Consider the following 20,600-nt stretch of genomic DNA (forward strand, 5'->3'; position numbering starts at 1 on the left):
AAGATTTAGCTGCTGGCGTAAAATGAACTCAAGAGGAGAGTATAAGGGATGACCACCCCGATGATGAAACAATATCAAGGAATAAAGGCAACGGTTCCTGACGCGATACTCTTTTATCGGCTCGGTGATTTTTATGAAATGTTTGGTGAAGATGCTGAATTAGCAGCACCGATCCTGCAAATTGCCCTAACGAGTCGAGATGCGGGGGAAGGCAAACGGATACCTATGTGCGGTGTTCCTTATCATGCAGTTGAGACATATTTAGTAAAACTCGTAAGCACGGGGCATAAAGTTGCCATTTGCGAGCAAGTTGAAGACCCGAAAGCCACGAAGGGTATTGTTAAACGAGAAATCATTCGTATTGTCTCTCCGGGTACTTTAACTGAGCCAATTTCTGAACGCAGCAATCGTTATTTAGCGAGTGTTTTTTTTAATACTCAGTGGGGCATGTCCTTTTTGGATTTATCAACTGGAGAATTTGCCATTTTCCAGACCTCGGAAGCCGAGTCCTTACTCGCTGAGCTTTCCCGCATTAATCCTGCTGAAATTTTGCTGCCGTCTGAACTTGTAAAGAAAGCAAAACTATGGGCCGGATACTACTGCAGTGTTCGGAATCTTAAGGCTTATGAGAGTACGGTATTTAAACAGCGATTCTCCGCTCAGGCTTCTTTGCTTCAAGAATTCCCTGTGGCGGCTTCAGCAGCATCCGCTCTCTGGGATTATTTGCTGGAAACGATGCCGGGTGTTGATCCCTCGCATATTGTCGAGATCAAAACGTATCGCTCAGAGCAATGGATGTTTCTCGATCAGTGGACTCGACGAAACCTTGAACTTACTGAATCCTTAAGAAATCAGGGTAAAAAAGGGACACTCTTATCTGTCCTTGATCTGACTCAAACAGCCTTAGGCGGAAGATTACTGAGACATTGGATCGATAAACCCTTGCTCGTGCAAGCTGATATTGAACAACGCTTAAATACTGTTGAAGAGTTAACACTAGATTCCTTTTTACGTCAAGATTTAATGAAAATCCTGGCTAAAGTCTATGATTTGGAACGACTAATGGGAAAAGTATCTTATGGAACAGCCAATGCAAAGGACTTATTATCCTTGGCTCAAACCTTAGCCCTTCTTCCAGCAATTCGTGAGATTCTTAACTCAAACACTGCAACTATCTTAAAAAGGAAAATTCCTGTATTGGAGGGACTTGATCCTTTAGTCAATACGCTTCTTAACGCTCTCAATCCTTCTCCGCCTATATCTCTGCGGGATGGAAATATCATTAGTACAGGATATTCCCAAGAGGTGGATGAATTGCGTTCTATTGCAACGGGTGGAAAAGAGTGGGTCGCTAGGCTTGAGAACGCTGAACGTGAAAGGACTGGGATACGTTCCTTAAAAATTGGCTATACCAAAGTTTTTGGCTATTATATAGAAATCACACATTCCAATGCTCATCTTGTACCTGAGGCTTATATCAGGAAGCAGACTCTTTCAAATGCGGAACGATTCATAACTCCGGAACTAAAAGAGTATGAAGAAAAAATATTAGGTGCCGAAGAACGATTAAAGGAATTAGAGTTTGAACTTTTCCTGGAGCTTAGAGAAGCTGTTCGTTCCTATACTCAGGCTATCCTCAAGGCGGCCGATAGTTTAGCAGAAATCGATGTCTTCGTAAGCTTGGCTGAAGTTGCAGTGCGTAAACGCTACATTCGCCCTAAAATAACAATAGATGGTCAAATTTCAATTTTAGAGGGGCGGCACCCAGTCGTCGAGGATATGTTAGAGGCGGGTGTCTTTGTACCAAACGATGCGCAGTTGTCCGGGGAGCGTCATTTAGCCATCATTACCGGGCCCAATATGGCGGGAAAGTCTACTTATATGCGGCAAGTAGCTCTTATTGTCTTGATGGCACACATTGGGTCCTTTGTGCCCGCCAAACAAGCGATAATTAGTTTAGTTGACCGAATCTTTACCCGGGTAGGGGCGTCAGATGATTTAGCGGCAGGACAAAGCACCTTTATGGTCGAAATGCATGAGGTAGCACATATTTTGAAATATGCGACCAGGAAGAGCTTAATCATTTTAGACGAAATTGGGCGAGGAACGGCTACCTTTGATGGACTAAGCATTGCTTGGGCTGTCGCAGAATACTTAGTGCAACATCCTGATTTTAACCCCAAAACCCTTTTCGCGACACATTATCATGAACTGACCCAACTTGAAGATAATTTTTCTGGTCTTTTCAATCTTCATGTCGGCGTTAAAGAACGCGGAGACGACATTGTCTTTTTACATAAGATATTGCCGGGCCGCGCCGACCGAAGCTATGGTATTCAAGTAGCCCGTTTAGCCGGTCTTCCCCATGAGCTCCTTCAGAGAGCTAAAACCTTACTTTTGGAACTAGAGGCGTCTAAATCTGTCCCTGGTCCAATCGATTCTTCCCAAGCTGTAACCCAGTTCTCACTTTTTGATATTGCTCAGACCCATCCTATTTTAGAGGAATTGGCTCAACTGCCATTAGAAGATATGACTTCACGCCAAGCCTTACAATATCTCTTTGATCTAAGGGAACGAATCCAATCAACTTAGTGAACTCGTTCAGCTAAAGTTGTGCATCCTAGCCAATAACAAATGCTATCGTGCTGGAGGATAAATGATTTTGTTGCAGAAATCACCAATTTCGATAGAGCGCTTTATTTCAAGAAAATGGCCTATGATAGAAAAACAAGGGTTTGGCAGGAGCAGAATCATATATGCTTAGAATATCATAACAAATTTTATTTAATGGCTAAACTATTGAATATGGATTTGGGGGGGATTATATTGTCCTGTCATGTGGGTATTGATGTTGGAGGTACTTATACCGACGCGGTATATCTTGAACAGGGCCAAATTCAACGGACAGCTAAAGTTCCTACTCAGGAAGAGAATTTAGTCGAAACTATCATAAATGCCCTCGAAACGTTAAACTTGCCTGACGTCAGGCAAGTAAATCAGATTACAGTAAGTACGACACTTGTCACCAATGCCATCCTGCAAAAACGTCTGCCGCCTGTTAACCTATTTTTGTTTCCCGGAAATGGTATGAGCCTGAGTGCTCTCCCTTGGCCTGTTGACTATCATGTGCTCAGCGGGGAGATGGACTTTCGGGGACGGGAAGTCAGACCCTCTGATCCGAGTGAATGGCAGCGTCTGACTTGGAAGGAATGCTCAGAGAGCCCTGAACTAGTGGCAGTTGTAGGCAAATTTTCTCATAGGAACAATCTCCATGAGACCCAGCTGGCGGATTATTTAAGGAAGTCTTACCCCAAATGTCAACTAGCCCTGGGACATGAATGGGGCCAAGCAAATTTTTATCGTCGCAGCCTTACAACCTATTTGAATTTGGGGGTCACGGGACGCTATCAGCAATTCGCTCAGCAATTACAAACGGCTCTTTCCGGTCTCAAGATTCAGGCTCCCATTGCAATTTTAAAAGCAGATGGGGGTATCCTGCCAATCGGGAAACTCAGGCCCATTGAGTCGATCTATTCCGGACCGGCAGCGAGCGTTCTGGCAGCTCTGGCTCAGAATGAAACCTCTGCCTCTACAATCGTTGTCGATATCGGTGGGACAACCACCGATCTGGGTTTGATTCTTTCCGGAACACCTTTGCTCAGCTCGCGGGGGGCTGAAATCGGTCCTTATTCGACTCTCGTTCATTCCCTGGCTGTTCGCTCAATTCCGGTTGGTGGAGATTCAGTTATAGAGGCCTGTGGACAGGGATTTGAGTTAAAAAATTATCGTCTTGGTCCGGCCTATTGCCTTGGCGGGAAAGCATTGACCCCAACAGATGCTATGCGTTATCTTGGGCTGATCGATTATGGCAACCGCCAATTGGCAGAAGAAGCTTTGGCGTCTCTTTGTCCGCCTGATCGCAGGGCTCCTCAGTATTATCAGCAGCTTGCCGGCGACATTATTGAGGCCGTCGTGAACCGGATTGCAGAGGCTGTTGATTCCTTAAAACGTGAATGGCAGGATGAGCCTGCCTACAAAGTATGGGAAGTTCTTCATCCCCATGAGGCTCAGACCTTTAATACGCTTGTAAGTGGAGGCGGAGCCCAAGGGCTGACGAAGGCTTTGCAAAAACGCCTGGGAACTCCGGTTCTGCTGGGAGTTTATCCCGAAGTCTCCAATGCTCTGGGGGCAGCCATGGCCCGGCCGACCTTTGATTGTACCCTTCATCTGGATACTTACATGAAACGTTATCATGTGCAGGAAACAGGTGAGCAAGGAAAATGGACGGGATCTCAGCGTCCTTACCGTGAAGTTGAAGACTTTTTAGATCAACTTGTCCAAAAACAAGCAGAACAGTATGGAATTCAAATTCATGATATCGAAAAAGAACCTTTTGATTTCTTCCCTATCGTTCAAAACTATCAAACGGTAGGCCAAATCATTCGTGGAGCTGCCCATCTACGACCTGGAGTGATAGGGAGGGTTGTAAAATGAAGCGTACAGGAATATTATTTTTCCCTGCTTTTGATTGGTCTCTAGGCAACTCTCATCCCGAACGAGAGGAACGTCTTTTGTATACTCAGGAACAACTCTTTGAAGAAGGAATTCTTGATTTGCCGCAAATGAAGCAATTTACTCCTCGAGTTGCCTCCTTAGCAGACGTAGCTCAAGCTCAAGCCTTATTTCCTACGCCATCATTGTATCCGGAAACCTTAGATCCTCATCTTATCGCCGCAGGAAGTGCTATCTTACTTGGGGAGGCACGGATTCGGGGAGAGATCTCCAATGGTTTTGTTCTTGTTCGTCCCCCCGGACATCATTCAGGAGCAACGGTTTGGGGGAACCGCGGATTTTGCACAATAAATAATGAAGCAATTCTTATCAATCAGTTGAGAGCACGTTATGGCATCAAGAAAATTGCCATCGTCGATACCGATGTTCACCATGGAGATGGGTCTCAAGATATCTTTTATCATGATCCCAATATTCTTTTTATATCTCTGCATCAAGATGGACGAACGCTTTATCCGGGCAGTGGTTTTATTGATGAACAAGGAGGCCCCAATGCATGGGGTCAGACTCTAAATATTCCGCTCCCTCCGGGAACGGGGGATGAAGGGTATCACTATGTTTTAGAAACCTGGGTTTTGCCCCGTCTTCAAGCCTTTAAACCGGAATTGATCATTAATTCTGCGGGCCAGGATAATCATTTTACAGACCCTTTAGCTTCCATGAATCTTACGGCTTCAGGGTATGGAAAGATAACTGAACTCCTTCAGCCCGACCTGGCTGTTCTCGAAGGCGGCTATTCCATTGAAGGAGCGCTTCCTTTTGTTAATCTGGCAATTTTATTGGCTTTGGCGGGTGAAGACTATCATCATGTTCGCGAACCTCAAAAAATTGGGCGTTCGAGTTTACCCTTAGCAACCCTTAAGCCTTACGTAGAGACCCTTAAAAAGCAAACTCAAATAGTTAAACCTGACTTTACAACTCACAATGTAAAATTCTTCCCGGCAGGAGAATGGGTTTACATTCCTCATTCCGTCTATTATGATACGGAAGGGTTTCAAGAAACACGACAGGATTTTGTGCGTAAGTGTAATCATTGTGCAGGTACGGTATATATTGAAAGTCAGCGAACTCATGCGAAGACGAAGTCTGTTTTGGTGCGTATTCCTTTTGAGGCTTGTCCCCAATGTGAACAGGCAGGCTATGATCTCTGGGAATATGTGCAGCATCATCATCAAGAGATTCACAGCGGCCTGCTGCAAAATCAGCTCCATAATCAACATCAGGTATGGCAGAGAAAGAAGGATTGAGGTTGACATCGGCAATTCATATCCTTGATTCCCATTCGGCGAATCAAATCGCAGCAGGGGAAGTGGTAGAACGTCCGGTTTCTGTGGTTAAGGAACTTGTGGAGAACGCTTTAGATGCCGGAGCAAAACATATCGATATCTCTATTGAAGAAAATGGCGTTCCTCTGATTAGAGTAAGGGATGATGGCAAGGGAATGAGCGAGGAGGATTTACCCTTAGCGGTGCTTCGTCATGCTACCAGTAAAATTACCGGAATTCAAGATTTGGATTATTTGCAAACCCTTGGCTTCCGAGGAGAAGCTTTAGCAAGCATCGCTTCAGTGTCCACTCTGGAAATTGTTTCTCGCCCAGAGACAGAGATCTCAGGTATATCCTACACTCTGACCGGAGGAGGAGAGGGGATTCTCCAAGAAGTGGGCTGTCCTGCCGGAACATCCGTGACCGTGCGCAATCTCTTTTTTAATACACCGGCTCGCTTGAAATTCCTGAAGTCCAAAGCCACTGAATTTGGTCTCATCAGCGATACAGTGGGTCGGATTGCCCTTGCCCATCCGACGATCGCCTTTTCTTTAGCCCATCCCACTCAAAGGGTATTGCAAACCTCAGGGCGAGGAGATTTAAAGGAAACGATGGGAGCTATTTTCGGTCAATCAATAGCCCGTCAGCTGATAACCGTGGATGCTCAAAGCCAGGATTGGAGGTTGGAAGGCTTAATCAGTCCTCCGGATCTGGTTCGAAAAACCAAACAAGCTCAGACCTTTATGATTAATGGGCGGGTTGTGCGTTCCTCCTTTTTAAGCAATGCTTTAGAAGAAGGATACCGTACGCTGATTCCCGTCAAACTTCATCCTCTAGTCGCCCTTCACCTGCACGGTTCTCCCTCAGATTATGATGTCAATGTCCACCCTACTAAGATGGATGTGAAATTCAAAAACGAACAGGAGCTTGCGTCATTTATAACCAAGACGATCTACCAAACCCTGTTAAAGAGTCAACCCCTGCCATCCTTTGGCAGGCCTCTGGAATCGGTGCTTAGAACTCAGGCAAATACAGTTGTTCAGGGAAAACCTATTTGGATCGTGACTGCGCCTCATAACAGTCCGCAAAATTCTGCGCATCAAGCCGGGGAAGAAATTCGCGAAAATCAGGTGAGGAGAGATCCATCGATACCCCAAGCCTTATTTCCAGAAAGAGAAGCTGAGCCCATTGTCTCTGAAGATCAAGGATCTTCACGTTCACCTGTGAATGGTGAATCAACGGCTGAAGTCAAAAAGACGTCCCCCCTGCAACGTAATCTATTCTCTGATGACAATGTCACTCTAATTCCTCCGGTTTTTTCGGAAGATCAAGAATTTCCAAAGAACAGGGAAGAAGGAACGAATGATTCAGCGACAATGGACAAAGCGGATAATGACAGTCATAGCCTCAGCCGTTTCTGGCCAATTGGGCAGCTGTTTAATACCTATATTTTAGCAACGGATAGTGAAGTTCTTTTGCTGATTGATCAACATGCAGCCCATGAACGGATAAATTATGAACGTATTCTTGCTGAATTTAAAGCGAGAAAGCAAGAAAGCCAAATGCTTTTAATACCAATTCCGTTGGAGCTCACGCTTCAGGAAGAACAAATGTTAATCGAGCACATGTGGATCCTCAGGGAAATGGGCTTTGTTCTTGAACAATTTGGAAATCAAACCTATTTATTGCGGGGCGTTCCTGTCCAAACGGGGAGTGTTCCAGCGGATGAACTGCTACGGCAATTCTTGGAAGAGGTTTTGCAAAAAAACACCTCTCCAAGTTTCGATCAGCTTTTAAAAGAGTGGATCTATCTTTTAGCCTGTAAGGAATCCATCAGGGCTAAGGATTGCCTCTCGCTATTAGAAATGGAACAATTAATATCCCGCTTGAGTCAGACAGAGAACCCCTATACTTGTCCGCATGGCCGCCCTACAACAATCAAGATCACGCGAGGAGAGTTAGAAAAGCGTTTTTACCGAGTTCTTTAGAAGGGTGAGTCTGAATTGACAGGGACATACTACTAGTGTTATATAAAAGTGGAATATTTCTGCAGAGACTGTTATAATGGAGGCTTTAAAGGGAGGAGATTCATGGATCAGCCTATTCCAATTTACTTAAGAGTTACTCAGCCCGACATCGAACTCTGGGAACGGCTTCAGTGGTTTCGACAACAACCGGGATGTTCTTGGGTTGATCAACAAAACAATTTAGGATCTCTTCCTGAACTAAAAATTTCAAGGCGCGGTGCAGAACTAATCCTGGGGAAAAACCGTTTAACGTTTCATCCTAATATGGCTTTGATTCGGGCTATTAACATTTTACGGGGCGGTTCAGACCGTTTTCTTGATGCGACTCAATTAAAGGCTGGTGATTCCTTTCTTGATGCAACCTTGGGACTGGCTTCTGACGCTCTTATCGGAGCACTTGTTGTAGGAGAGTCCGGTCATGTTTTGGGACTGGAAAAATCCCCAATTTTGGCCGCAGTTATTCAAGACGGTCTAAAGCATCTCACCGAAACTAGTTTTCAAGCCAGAACTGAACATAAGAAAAAAGCTTGGACATCCTTAGTGCATGCCGCCTCAAGGATTGACGTTCGCTGGACAGACCACAAGGAATTCCTAAGCCGTTGTCCCTCGAAGTCTATTGATGTGATATACTTTGATCCTATGTTTCGCAGAACGTTTCGTGAATCCGATGGTATCCAGCCCTTGCACCAATGGTCTGAGCACAGTCCTCTTGATCAGCAGACTGTGAAGGATGCCTGCCGAGCTGCTCGAAAAAGAGTTGTGCTTAAGGAGCGGAAGGACAGCGGGGAGTTTGCTCGCCTTGGTTTTAAACTAATGTCTGGCGGTCGCTACAGTTCCGTTGATTATGGTCTCATTTTAATTTAATGGAGGAGTTGTCTTGTTACCACTGGTTATTATTATAGGCCCAACCGGCATTGGCAAGTCTTCATTGGGGTTAGCTCTCGCCCAGAACGTCGGGGGAGAAATTATCTCCGGAGATTCTGTCCAAGTTTATCAAAAACTCGATATAGGGTCAGCCAAACCTTCCCAGGAAGAACTGCAACTCGTTCCTCATCATCTTATCGATTGTTTAGATCCTACGGAACCTTTTACGGCTGCTCAGTTTAAAACATCGGCAAGTTCTCTGATAGAGGAAATACGTGATCGGGATCATGTTCCCATTGTGGTTGGAGGAACAGGTTTGTACATTCGTTCCTTGCTGGATCCTTATGATTTCTGGGAGCGCGGTTCAGAAAAAATACGTCTTAAATGGCAGGAATTTGTTAATAATCATGGCAATCAAGCCTTACATCAGGTGTTGGAGCAGCGAGACCCGGAAACCGCCCGGCAATTGCATCCTAATAATGTTCTGCGTGTGATTCGGGCTTTAGAAGTTCAAGAATTGACCGGAAAACCATTGTCCAGTCAACGTCAGTTTAAGGATGATGAATACCGGCCTCTAGATCCTCAGATGCTCTATGTTGGGCTAACTGCTCCCCGTGAAATCATTTATGAGCGGATAAATCGACGGTGCGAAATAATGCTCGCCGAAGGTCTACTCGCAGAAACTCTTAACCTGCTTAAGACGGGATATTCTTCAACGTTGAAACCGCTCCAAAGTATTGGCTACAGGCATGCTGTCTGGTGTTTGCAAGGCCTTGTGACAAAGAATGAAATGCTTAGAATTTTACAAAGAGATACCCGTCATTTTGCCAAGCGTCAATTAACCTGGTTTCGCCGTGATCCCAGAATTCATTGGTATGATACCGAAGAGGGAATTGATCAAATCCTTGAAGAACTAATCTTGACTTGCAGAGCCCAGCAAACTCGTGTAGAATAGATGGCGTAGAAATATAAGGTGATGGAGGGAAATATATGAATAAATCGCCCATCAATTTACAAGACACCTTTTTAAATCAAGTACGCAAGGAGAACCTACCCGTGACCATTTACTTGGTTAACGGATTTCAGCTTAAAGGACTTATCAAAGGGTTTGACAATTTTACGGTTGTGATTGAATTTGAAGGTCGGCAACAAATGGTTTATAAGCATGCTATCTCTACGGTTATGCCGATACGTCCGATTAATTTAGCAACTGCAGCTGCTGTAGAATAAAACGCTAAGCATAATTCGCTGAAATTTATTCCCAAACATAAAGATCTTAAGGATTTTTAATTTTGGACGAAAGAACTAGGTTCGGAAATGCCGGGCTTAGTTCTTTTTACTTGAATTCAATACCTAACTATGATATCTTAGCTTTGTATGCATTTATTAAGGTAAAAGAAAGGAATTCAATCCAACTATGGAAACTCGAAATTTAAGAAATATTGCAATTATTGCTCACGTGGATCATGGGAAAACAACACTTGTCGATGCGATGTTAAAACAAAGCGGCACGTTTCGTTCAAATCAACAGGTTGTGGAACGTGTCATGGATTCCAATGATTTAGAACGGGAGCGTGGTATTACTATTTTATCTAAAAATACTTCCGTTCATTGGCAAGGAACAAAAATTAACATTATTGATACACCAGGTCATGCTGATTTCGGAGGAGAGGTTGAGCGAGTTTTACAAATGGTTAACGGCGTTCTTCTCATCGTCGATTCCTTTGAAGGGCCGATGCCTCAAACTCGCTTTGTTTTGCGTAAAGCATTAGAATTAAAATTGATTCCTATCGTTGTTATTAATAAGATTGATCGTCCCGATGCTCGTCCTACCGAAGTCGTCGATGAGGTGTTAGATCTCTTTATAGAACTGGGAGCAGAGGATAATCAATTGGATTTTCCTGTCGTCTATGCTTCAGCGCGAGCCGGGATCGCAGGGCTTTCCTCTGATGCTCTTGAAGATACATTAGAGCCTTTATTTTCTGTTATTCTTGACCACATCCCTGCGCCGGTTGTGGATCTGGAAGCTCCTTTTCAAATGCTGGTCACAACTCTAGATTACGATGATTACGTGGGGAAAATTGTCGTCGGAAGAATCGTAAGAGGAACAGTTCATCAAAACGAAACCATTACTCTTATTAAACGAGATGAGAGTTTTGAACGGGCCAAGGTTGGCAAGGTCATGGTTTTTGAGGGCTTGAAACGTCAGGATGTTGCTGAAGCCTCGGCTGGAGAAATTGTTGCTCTAACGGGATTAACCAGTGCCAATATCGGGGAAACTGTAGCTTGTGCTCTAAATCCCGAAGCTTTGCCAGTTATTGAGGTTGACGAACCAACCTTATCCATGAATTTCATGGTTAATACAAGTCCTTTTGCGGGACGTGAGGGACATTTCGTGACCTCCCGGAAGCTGCGTGAACGGCTTTGGAAGGAAATTGAGACAAATGTCAGTTTAAGAGTCGAAGAAACGGATTCGGCAGATTGTTTTAAAGTTTCCGGCAGGGGAGAATTACATCTTTCCATACTCATCGAAAACATGCGCCGTGAAGGTTATGAACTGCAAGTTTCCAAGCCTGAAGTCATCTTTAAGATGATTGATGGGGTAAAATCTGAGCCAATGGAATTTCTCATTTGTGACGTTAATGAGAAATCCTTAGGAGCAGTCATGGAACTTTTAGGGAAACGAAAAGCGGAAATGGCGAATATGACCAGTCTGTCCGAGACACAGCTGCGGGTTGAGTTTAAAATTCCTGCCCGTGGTCTTATCGGTTTTAGAGGTGAGTTTCTCTCTGAAACACGGGGTGAAGGTATGATGAGCCACGTCTTCCTTGGGTATGAACCTTTTAAAGGAGAAATTCCCGGAAGAACTCGAGGGGCTTTGATTGCTTTTGAAGAGGGTGAGACCACAACCTATGGTTTATACGCAGCCCAGGAACGAGGAAATTTGTTTGTTGATCCCGGGCTTCATGTTTATGCAGGCATGATTGTGGGGGAAAATAACCGCGAACAGGATATTGAAGTAAATGTTTGTAAGAAAAAGCACCTCACCAACATGCGGACAAGCGCTGCCGACGAAGCTTTACGTCTTGAAAGACCCAAAGAAATGTCCTTAGAACAATCCTTGGAATTTATCAATGATGACGAGTTTGTCGAAATTACCCCCAAAAGTGTACGCCTGAGGAAGAAATTCCTTGACCATGCCTCACGTGTAAAATATGCCAAGAGCTTAACAGGGAAATAATACCATCCAAAAATCAGGACACCTTTTATTCTTTCCTGCGTATAGTAGTAAGGATGGGAGGTGTGCCTGTACATATGACAATTCGAGTAACGTTTCGGCCGGAAAATCAGCAGTCTCCGGTAATTCAAACACCCATACCCCCCAAACCTGACGTGTCAGCTCATTCCACGGAGGGGATAGGGATACGCATTCGTAAAAATAATTTTTCCTCAACGGAGAAAGATAAAGATAAAATCGCGGAAATTCTTGCTGAATTACAATCCTATATTGGGCTTGAAACGGTGAAACGGTTTATTCTTGACTTACAAGCCTTTGTGGAAATTCAAAAGCGGAGAGCTCAGGAAAAGCTTGTATCAGAGCCTTTGGTTTTGCATATGATTTTCCGGGGAAACCCGGGGACGGGAAAAACAACGGTAGCCCGTTTAGTCGGTCGCCTGTATAAAGAAATGGGAGTTCTGCAAAAAGGGCATGTTATTGAATGTGAGCGGGCAGATCTTGTCGGAGAATATATCGGACATACGGCTCAGAAAACAAGGGAACAAATCAAGAAGGCTCTGGGCGGAGTTCTTTTTATCGATGAAGCTTATTCTTTAGCTCGCGGCGGTGAGAAAGACTTTGGCAAAGAAGCAATTGATGCTTTGGTCAAAGCGATGGAGGATAATAAGGATAATCTTGTCCTGATTTTAGCGGGTTATCGTCAGGAAATGGATTGGTTTCTTCAGACCAACCCAGGACTGCGCTCGCGTTTTCCGATTCATATTGATTTTCCGGATTATACATTGGACGAGTTGTTAGCTATTGGCAATCTGATGTTCAAAACTCGGCAATACGAGTTAACGAAAGAAGCGAATGAGGCGCTTCGCAGCTACCTGCACTCCCTGCTCCATTCCCACCCCTATGCCGGGAATGCTCGCTTAGTGCGCAACCTTGTGGAGAAAACAGTTCGTAAGCAGGCTGTTCGCTTGTTTCAGAAATCGACGTCCAGTAGGGAAGAACTTATTCAAATTTTACCGGAAGATATTAATATGGAAACGATTTAACGTGAACACGGTGTTTGTTTTTAATAAGGTTAAAGTCGAGGTTGTAAACTATGGAAGTCTCGGGCGATTTGTCTGGTATCAAGGCGAGTCAAATACTGGAGCTTAAAATGCTGTCCGATTATCATACAGAGCGGCAGCAATTGATTCATCCCCAAATTCTCTGTAGCCTAGTCCGTTTGACGCAGCTTTGGAACCGAGAGATTTGTATTTACCTTTCCCGCGGGGGAGTACTGATTGCGGCAGCTGTGGGCAAACATGCGGCGGTTACTCTTCCGCCCCTTAAGGGAAGATCCCAAAGCAAACATTTACGCTGCCTGCATACCCATCCCAATGGAGTTCCAACGCTTAGTTCCCTTGATTATAGTGCCTTGACATCCTTAAGTCTGGAAAGTATGACAGCTATTGGAGTACGCCAAGGTGAGCTGACAGGTTTTCAACTTGCTTACCATACAGGTGATGGTAATCCTTTAGTAGTTGATCTTAGCCCGAATAACTGGCAAGAGTTTGATTATTACGAATCCATACCTGATCTTTATCACAGTCACAATGGACGGAAAAAGACAGAGACGAAACCTGAAAAAGAGCGTGCATTTCTCCTGGCCTTGCAAGAGGCAGATCAAGAGTTTAATGAGGATCTGGAAGAGCTGGCCGAGTTAGCACTTACTGCAGGAGTCGAGGTCGTTGGGCAGCTTGTCCAACTGCGTCGTAATGGCCAGTCACGAAGCTATATAGGCAGCGGAAAGCTGGAAGAATTAGTTCATCGGCTTCAGGAAACAAGGGCTGAGGTGCTAATAAGTGATGATGAATTGTCCCCGGCACAGCTGCGGACCCTGGAAATGGAAACGGGTTTGAAAGTTTTGGACCGCACGGGGCTAATCTTAGATATTTTTGCCCAGCGTGCCCGTTCTCGTGAAGGTAAACTTCAGGTGGAACTGGCACAGTTAAAACATTTGCTGCCCTATTTAACAGGACAAGGACAAGCTTTATCCAGGCTAGGCGGCGGAATTGGATCCCGGGGCCCTGGAGAAAGCAAATTGGAGCTTGATCGTCGGAGAATGCGCGAACGAATCAATCTTCTGGAAAAAGAGCTGAGAGCTGTCCTGCAGCATCGGGAGATTCAAAGACGTCAACGGGCTAAAAGCGGTTTAACTGTAGTAGCCTTGGTTGGCTATACAAATGCCGGAAAAACGACGTTTATGAAGAATGCTATGGAGCAAGCCGGCTTTCGTTCTGATATTCCTAGCGGAGAAAATAAATTATTTGCGACCTTAGATCCTATTGTCCGCAGAGTTCAAATTAAACCTGCGCTTGAAATTCTGCTGAGTGACACAGTCGGTTTTATCCGCAAACTGCCTACTAAGCTGCTCGGAGCATTTTTGGCAACTCTCGAAGAAGTTCAGCAGGCTGACGTTCTTATTCATGTCTTAGATGTAAGTCATCCGCAGGCAATTCAACAGGCTGAGACTGTCCACGACGTTTTAGGACAATTGGAGTGTCAAGAAAAGCCGATCATCACTCTGCTCAACAAAGTTGACAAAGTTCAGGATGATGAGAAAATCTCAAAGCTGGCCCAACTTTTGCCTTATCCTATTCCTTTATCGCTTAAACGTGGGGATTCTTTGAACCCTGTCTGGACTGTCCTGGAAACTATGTTAGAGTAAAGTTACTAAACTATAAGGAGGACCATCGTGTTTTCGAATCCTAATTGGCCGGAGCTTATCCATAAAGCAGTTGCAGAGGCAGAAGAAGTTCTCCGCCAACAACTGCCCTATCTGCAAGAAGTTTCGGCATTAAATCATGAAAAAGTACTAAGAGCTTTTCAAGAAGAACGTGTTTCTGCCTATCATCTTCAGGGAACAACGGGCTACGGTCTTGGAGACAGCGGACGGGACGTCCTTGACCGAGTGGTAGCTCGTATCCTGGGGACAGAAGCGGCTCTTGTACGAGGGCAATTTGTTTCGGGTACTCATGCCATTGCGGCTGCGTTGTTTGGCGTCCTTCGGCCCGGTGATCAAATGATTTCTGTGAGTGGTACGCCCTATGATACTTTGGAGGAAGTTATTGGACTTCGGGGAGAAGGACAAGGAAGTTTGCAGGATTTTGGGGTAAGCTATCAGGAGATCCCTTTAGACAGCCAAGGACATATGCAGTTTAGGTTGTTGAAAGAGGCTCTTACGACTAATACAAAAATGGTGATCGTCCAGCGTTCGCGAGGCTATGCTTGGAGAAATTCCCTGACGATTGCTCAACTCAAGGAACTTGTTGATTTTGTAAAAAGCCATTGCCCTAAAGTTGTTATATTTGTGGACAATTGTTACGGTGAATTGGTAGAACCTTTGGAACCAGGTGACATTGGAGCAGATTTAATGGCCGGATCGCTCATCAAAAATTTAGGCGGGAGTATCGCTCCCACCGGGGGATATGTTGCAGGACGGTCTGACTTAGTCAGTTTGGCCGCACAGCGTTTAACGGCACCTGGAGTCGGCGGTCATATGGGTGCAACCCTGGAATGGGAGCGCTTATTTTATCAAGGACTGTTCTTTAGTCCTTTAACTGTGTCTGAAGCTCTTAAAGGAGCGGTTTTTTCTGCAGCTTTCTGGCGAGCTTTAGGTTTTGAAGTAAATCCGGAACCCGAATCGCTCAGAGCGGATCTTATTCAGGCTGTAAAACTAGGGTCGAGAGAAAAAATGATCGCATTTTGTCAAGGACTTCAGAAAGGTTCTCCCCTTGATTCTCACATTAAACCGGTCCCTTCCGACATGCCTGGGTACGAAGACGAAATTATTATGGCAGGAGGGACGTTTATACAGGGTTCGACGAGCGAATTTTCAGCGGATGGCCCTCTGAGAGAACCTTATATTGCTTACCAACAGGGGGGGATTTCTCAAAGGTATATTCAAATGGGAAATATTTTAGCCGCCCTGAATTTATGGCAGCAAGGACTTTTAGATTAAGTATTGGTCATGATATTTGGAACTTTGACCATCCTGTGATACTATTAAACACAGAAAAGAGGTGGATCATGGAAGAGTTAGAATCCAAGAAAAGCACGACCCGCTTTTTGGTAGAATTACTTGAAATAGTCCTGATTGCCTTCGCCCTTTCCTGGGTGTTGAGGACTTATGTTGTTGAAGCACGTAAGATACCTACCGGTTCAATGCTTCCGACAATTCAGCTTCAAGACCGGGTCATTGTCGATAAATTCTTCTTTAAGGAGATTGGTCACTTAACCCGGGGAGATATTGTGGTTTTCAAACCTCCTGCGAGTGCCCATGCAACGGAAGATTTTATTAAACGAATTATTGGTTTGCCCGGAGATAAGATAGAGATTCGTAATCACACGACATATGTCAATGATAAACCTCTCTATGAACCCTATATCTTGGAAAAATCCAAAAATGATTACGGTCCCATTGTTGTTCCCCAGGATTCCGTATTTGTGATGGGTGATAACAGAAATAACAGCGATGATTCAAGAGTTTGGGGTACTTTGCCGATAAAGAATATTACGGGCCGTACGTTGTTCCGCTATTGGCCGCTTGATCATTTTGGAGCTCTCGCCCGCTAAGGTGGGAGCTTTTTTAAATTCGCGCATATACTAAAAGATGAAGCTAATCATCATAACTAGTGTTACGTTCTAACATAATCAATCAGGGAGTTTTATTCATAACAAATACTTATGAGAGGGTGGATAATTGTGGAAAATCACAAAATCTGTGTGATTCTAATCTTTGGCGGACGTTCAGGGGAACATGAAGTTTCTCTTAACTCGGCTCAGTCGATTTATAAAGCGATTGATCGCAATCGCTATGATGTTGAAACTATCGGAATCAATAAGCAAGGTCAATGGTTTTGGGGTATAGTCCCTCAAGATGTAATTAAGGCAGGATTTCCCGAGAGCAATCAGGCTTCTCAAGTAACCCTTGTCGTTGATCCTTCCAATCCACGCTTTATTGCCTTAGATGGCCGAACGCTGCCTAATGAGGGGAAATTTGACGTTGTTTTTCCAGTCCTCCATGGACCATATGGGGAAGATGGAACGTTGCAAGGACTTTTAGAAATGGCCAATGTTCCCTATGCCGGTTCAGGTGTCCTTGGGTCTTCTCTCGGAATGGACAAAGACCGCATGAAAGTGGTATTCCAGGATAAAAAGCTTCCTTTAGCCAATTACCTCACAATCTTGCGTTCCGATTACTTTAAGCAGCCGGAGGATTGGGCGGCGGCTATTGAAGCTAAAATAGGATATCCTTGTTTTGTGAAACCGGCCAATTTAGGCTCCAGCGTAGGAATTTCCAAGGCCCATAACAATTCAGAACTGATTCAAGCTTTAAAGCTGGCTACGACTTATGATCGTAAAGTTGTCGTCGAAGAGAATATCGTGGGCAGAGAAATTGAAGTTGCAGTCTTAGGTAATGATGACCCAAAAGCCTCATTGCCCGGCGAAATTTTGCCGGCGGAAGAGTTTTATTCCTATGAAGCGAAATATTCGGATATCGGCTCCAGTTTGAAAATACCGGCGCCTCTTCCTCAATTCATCATTGAACAATTACAGAGTATGGCCATTGAAGCGTATCGTGCGGTTGATGCAAGCGGCCTTAGCCGTGTGGATTTTTTCCTGACAGATAAGAATGAAATTGTACTCAATGAGATTAATACCTTGCCGGGATTTACGGAGATTTCAATGTACCCGAAACTTTGGGAAGCAACAGGCATTCCCTATGCGAAACTGATTGATCATTTAATCACATTGGGATTTGAACGGTTTGAGGAAAAACAGAAGAGTAAAATATTAAAAGATTAGTAAACTTGTTCAGCTAAAGATGAACATCGAACCAATCCCTTAACAAATGGTATCGCGCTGAAGGATGGATTCTATCCCCGCCGAAGCATGGTAGGGAAGCCACTCTCACTTAAACTCAATGGGCTGGAGCAAACGAGAAAGACGTTTGTTCCAGCCCATTATTTTTAACGTTACTATTCAGTGTGCTCTGTCGCTGTGGAACCATTGGCTCCGCTTCTTCACAGAGGCTTACAAGTGCGAAGACTGTACCCTTGGGTGTCAGTCAAGATTATTTACGCTTTTGAGTTAAGTTCGTGAGTAGTTAACCTAAGTAAGAGGGAAGATGCATATCTTAATTAGGGAGTTTGGATTTAATGCAGGGTGCGAAAAACACCGATGACCTTGCCCAAAATTGAAACATCTTGAGAGTAGATGGGTTCCATTGCCGAGTTTTCAGGCTGAAGACGAATGAGTGTTCTTTCCTTAAAAAATCGCTTTACTGTTGCTTCGTCTCCAATTAAGGCAACGACAATTTCTCCATTGCGTGCTTCATTTTGCTGGTGAACGATAATTAAGTCTCCATCCAGGATTCCGGCCTCAATCATGCTCTCTCCCTGAACTCGGAGCATAAAAACATTTTCCTGATGGACCAGGTCAGCAGGCAATGGAAACGTTCCTTCCATATTTTCTACAGCCAAAATGGGCTGCCCTGCTGTTACACGGCCGATGATTGGAATATGAACAACTTTCCTTGAGTCGAGAGCGTCACTGGTACCGTCTAAAATCTCGATGGCCCTCGGTTTCGTGGGATCTCTTCGAATATATCCTTTATCCTCAAGAGTTTGAAGATGCCCATGAACTGTAGAACTAGACAATAATCCAACTGCTTCGCCGATTTCTCTAACGGAGGGGGGATATCCTTTTTTGTGGATTTCCTGTTTAATAAAATCCAAAATTCTAGTTTGTCGTTCCGATAAATCTGGGTACATACTTTCACTCCCTATTAATAATCATGTATATTTTACCATTCCTTGAAACGTATTGCAAACAAATGTTCGAAGAATGATAACTATATAACAAAGACAGAGAAGAGGAGATGACGATTTGCGAACTAAGATTCAGTGGAATTTTCTTATAGCGCTGACTCAAATCCTTTGTCTGATGGCTGTTGCCTTGGCTTTTTGGAATTTAATCCATCGTTATCCCAGCCTGGATAAGGATGTTTATCCCTACTTGCTCTCAATTTCTCCCGACGTTGTTAAGGAATGTTCCCAAGAGTATAGGGCCGGTAAAACAGTTTCCTGGGAGGATCTGTTGGCGGTCCGCTCAACACTTTCCCCAAAAGAGGCCCAATTATTAACCGAACAGCTCAAAAATAGGATTTCTTTCAATAACTTATCCTGGGGGAATATTCCTCTGCACACAAAGAAACTAGTAACAAGACATCGGGAAATTTTAGTTCAATTTCAATATCTCACACCAGGAAGGTACAGATTCCCGGTAGTTGGAAAAACATGGTTTGAAGATAGTTACGGTGCAGATCGTGAAGGAGGCAAACGTACTCATGAGGGGACAGACCTCTTTGCTCCGGAAGGTACTCCCATAATCAATATTTGTGGAGGAAGAATAGAACAGCTGGGATGGAATCGCTTGGGTGGAGAACGGGTTGGAGTACGCGGTGACGATGGGAATTATTATTATTACGCTCATTTGGAAACGATATCGTCCAAATTAGTTAAAGGAAAACGAATTGAAGCGGGCGAAATCATTGGAACTATGGGTCATACTGGAGATGCTTTAACGACACCGGATCATCTTCATTTAGGTATTGAGCTCCCAAATGGTCAGTGGATAAATCCTTATCCCTTTCTCGTTGTCTGGCAATATTGGGATGCCGAGAACTCTGTTAAGGGAAATAACAACTCAGTTTTAACGTCTCAAATTTCAGCAAAACCTTTAGTCTCGCATAGTTATGATGCTCAGGAACTATCGACTCAAGATCTAAGTTATATTCTGATCAACCTAAAAACTAACCGCTTATTAAAGGTAAGAAATGGCGACATTCAACGTGCTCCCGCGAGTACAACAAAACTTCTCACCGGTTTGCTTGCAGTACAGAGTCTTAAAGAAACGGATAGGGTTCGAGTGGGCAAAGAGGTGGAAGTGGAAGGCTCGCGGCTGGGTCTCTTGCCTGGAGATGAGATTTCAGTCCGCGATCTTTTGATAGCTCTCTTTGTGCACAGTGCTAATGATGCTGCTGCCGCTCTAGCAGTGAAAGTAAGTGGTACATTACCAGCCTTTGCAGGAGAAATGAATAAGTACGCCTCATCCTTGGGATGTTCCAAAAGCAATTTTGTAAATCCTCATGGACTTCCCGCTCCTAATCACTATTCAACGGCTAGCGATCTAAGCAAAATCGCCAAAGCCTTTATCAACAATCCAGATTTAATGAAATTTGTTAATGAAAAGACTGCAGCCGTACATTGGGTGGATTCAAGAGGCCGAGACCATTCTATAGTACTTAAAAATACCAACAGCCTTCTGGGGGTTTATCCGGGGGATCATGGCCTTAAGACCGGTACAACAACTGAAGCGGGACAATGTCTCATATCCTATGTCTCTAGCACGGATGGGGAGCTTTTGCTCGTCTTGTTAGGCAGTATGCAGCGCTACAGTGATAGCATAAAATTACTGGATGAAGGGTGGGCTGACCAACGAATCAATGCAGCGATTCATAATCTTTCCAAGGATCAAAGAGGTATATTTTCAAGCCCCGGAATTTATTAGTTTTGTCTGGAATCGGTATTTTAT

General features: G+C 44.3%; 15 protein-coding genes. 14 read left to right on the forward strand and 1 reads right to left on the reverse strand.

All coding sequences use genetic code 11. The features are described from left to right. The first annotated feature begins 48 nt into the window (after nucleotides 1-48). The 13 genes from mutS to ACPUYX_RS16465 all read left to right on the forward strand — a co-directional run bounded on the left by mutS (nucleotide 49) and on the right by ACPUYX_RS16465 (nucleotide 17,810). A complete protein-coding gene (mutS, locus tag ACPUYX_RS16405; protein ID WP_426380712.1) occupies nucleotides 49-2,592 on the forward strand; it encodes a DNA mismatch repair protein MutS in 2,544 nt (847 codons plus the stop codon). A 213-nt stretch (nucleotides 2,593-2,805) separates the two neighbouring features. Further along, a complete protein-coding gene (locus ACPUYX_RS16410; RefSeq protein ID WP_426380829.1) occupies nucleotides 2,806-4,494 on the forward strand; it encodes a hydantoinase/oxoprolinase family protein in 1,689 nt (562 codons plus the stop codon). Then, nucleotides 4,491-5,819 carry a histone deacetylase family protein gene (locus ACPUYX_RS16415; protein WP_426380713.1) on the forward strand — a complete coding sequence of 443 codons (1,329 nt, stop codon included), beginning with the start codon at nucleotides 4,491-4,493 and terminating at the stop codon, nucleotides 5,817-5,819. The genes ACPUYX_RS16410 and ACPUYX_RS16415 overlap by 4 nt, the downstream gene beginning before the upstream one ends. Nucleotides 5,820-5,821: 2 nt before the next feature. After that, a complete protein-coding gene (gene mutL / locus ACPUYX_RS16420) occupies nucleotides 5,822-7,825 on the forward strand; it encodes a DNA mismatch repair endonuclease MutL (protein ID WP_426380714.1) in 2,004 nt (667 codons plus the stop codon). Nucleotides 7,826-7,927: 102 nt separating this feature from the next. Beyond that, complete coding sequence (locus ACPUYX_RS16425; protein ID WP_426380715.1) at nucleotides 7,928-8,728, forward strand: class I SAM-dependent methyltransferase; 801 nt, start codon at nucleotides 7,928-7,930, stop codon at nucleotides 8,726-8,728. A gap of 13 nt (nucleotides 8,729-8,741) precedes the next feature. Continuing rightward, nucleotides 8,742-9,683, forward strand: coding sequence for a tRNA (adenosine(37)-N6)-dimethylallyltransferase MiaA (gene miaA / locus ACPUYX_RS16430; RefSeq protein WP_426380716.1), 942 nt, complete (start codon nucleotides 8,742-8,744; stop codon nucleotides 9,681-9,683). A 35-nt stretch (nucleotides 9,684-9,718) separates the two neighbouring features. Further along, entirely contained in the window at nucleotides 9,719-9,958 is a 240-nt protein-coding gene (gene hfq / locus ACPUYX_RS16435; protein WP_047808087.1) for an RNA chaperone Hfq, read from the forward strand. A 187-nt stretch (nucleotides 9,959-10,145) separates the two neighbouring features. Next, complete coding sequence (typA, locus tag ACPUYX_RS16440) at nucleotides 10,146-11,969, forward strand: translational GTPase TypA (protein ID WP_426380717.1); 1,824 nt, start codon at nucleotides 10,146-10,148, stop codon at nucleotides 11,967-11,969. A gap of 74 nt (nucleotides 11,970-12,043) precedes the next feature. Continuing rightward, nucleotides 12,044-13,009, forward strand: coding sequence for an AAA family ATPase (locus tag ACPUYX_RS16445; RefSeq protein ID WP_426380718.1), 966 nt, complete (start codon nucleotides 12,044-12,046; stop codon nucleotides 13,007-13,009). Nucleotides 13,010-13,059: 50 nt separating this feature from the next. Beyond that, entirely contained in the window at nucleotides 13,060-14,670 is a 1,611-nt protein-coding gene (gene hflX / locus ACPUYX_RS16450; protein ID WP_426380719.1) for a GTPase HflX, read from the forward strand. A 27-nt stretch (nucleotides 14,671-14,697) separates the two neighbouring features. After that, nucleotides 14,698-15,963 (forward strand): aminotransferase class I/II-fold pyridoxal phosphate-dependent enzyme, encoded by a 1,266-nt coding sequence (locus tag ACPUYX_RS16455; RefSeq protein WP_426380720.1) that lies wholly within the window; start codon nucleotides 14,698-14,700, stop codon nucleotides 15,961-15,963. Between the two features lie 68 nt (nucleotides 15,964-16,031). After that, nucleotides 16,032-16,577, forward strand: coding sequence for a signal peptidase I (gene lepB / locus ACPUYX_RS16460; RefSeq protein WP_426380721.1), 546 nt, complete (start codon nucleotides 16,032-16,034; stop codon nucleotides 16,575-16,577). A gap of 111 nt (nucleotides 16,578-16,688) precedes the next feature. Next, the gene (locus ACPUYX_RS16465; protein ID WP_426380722.1) at nucleotides 16,689-17,810 is read left to right on the forward strand and encodes a D-alanine--D-alanine ligase family protein; all 1,122 of its coding nucleotides are present in this window, start codon (nucleotides 16,689-16,691) and stop codon (nucleotides 17,808-17,810) included. A 350-nt stretch (nucleotides 17,811-18,160) separates the two neighbouring features. On the opposite strand, the gene lexA is transcribed toward ACPUYX_RS16465, so the two are convergent. After that, nucleotides 18,161-18,778 carry a transcriptional repressor LexA gene (gene lexA / locus ACPUYX_RS16470; RefSeq protein WP_426380723.1) on the reverse strand — a complete coding sequence of 206 codons (618 nt, stop codon included), beginning with the start codon at nucleotides 18,776-18,778 and terminating at the stop codon, nucleotides 18,161-18,163. A 115-nt stretch (nucleotides 18,779-18,893) separates the two neighbouring features. Here lexA and ACPUYX_RS16475 point away from each other — a divergent pair, with 115 nt between their 5' ends. Then, on the forward strand, nucleotides 18,894-20,576 hold the full coding sequence (locus ACPUYX_RS16475; RefSeq protein ID WP_426380724.1) for a peptidoglycan DD-metalloendopeptidase family protein: 1,683 nt from the start codon (nucleotides 18,894-18,896) through the stop codon (nucleotides 20,574-20,576). Nucleotides 20,577-20,600: the final 24 nt, after the last annotated feature.

This window comes from Desulfosporosinus sp. SYSU MS00001, from assembly GCF_049943955.1.
Classification (GTDB): Bacteria; Bacillota; Desulfitobacteriia; order Desulfitobacteriales; family Desulfitobacteriaceae; genus Desulfosporosinus.

Excerpts from the sequence above, each read along its gene's own strand:
- mutS (WP_426380712.1), top strand. The coding sequence starts at position 49 with ATGACCACCCCGATGATGAAACAATATCAAGGAATAAAGGCAACGGTT.
- ACPUYX_RS16410 (WP_426380829.1), top strand. The coding sequence starts at position 2,806 with ATGGATTTGGGGGGGATTATATTGTCCTGTCATGTGGGTATTGATGTT.
- ACPUYX_RS16415 (WP_426380713.1), top strand. The coding sequence starts at position 4,491 with ATGAAGCGTACAGGAATATTATTTTTCCCTGCTTTTGATTGGTCTCTA.
- ACPUYX_RS16425 (WP_426380715.1), top strand. The coding sequence starts at position 7,928 with ATGGATCAGCCTATTCCAATTTACTTAAGAGTTACTCAGCCCGACATC.
- hfq (WP_047808087.1), top strand. The coding sequence starts at position 9,719 with ATGAATAAATCGCCCATCAATTTACAAGACACCTTTTTAAATCAAGTA.
- typA (WP_426380717.1), top strand. The coding sequence starts at position 10,146 with ATGGAAACTCGAAATTTAAGAAATATTGCAATTATTGCTCACGTGGAT.
- ACPUYX_RS16445 (WP_426380718.1), top strand. The coding sequence starts at position 12,044 with ATGACAATTCGAGTAACGTTTCGGCCGGAAAATCAGCAGTCTCCGGTA.
- hflX (WP_426380719.1), top strand. The coding sequence starts at position 13,060 with ATGGAAGTCTCGGGCGATTTGTCTGGTATCAAGGCGAGTCAAATACTG.
- lepB (WP_426380721.1), top strand. The coding sequence starts at position 16,032 with ATGGAAGAGTTAGAATCCAAGAAAAGCACGACCCGCTTTTTGGTAGAA.
- ACPUYX_RS16465 (WP_426380722.1), top strand. The coding sequence starts at position 16,689 with ATGAGAGGGTGGATAATTGTGGAAAATCACAAAATCTGTGTGATTCTA.
- lexA (WP_426380723.1), bottom strand. The coding sequence starts at position 18,778 with ATGTACCCAGATTTATCGGAACGACAAACTAGAATTTTGGATTTTATT.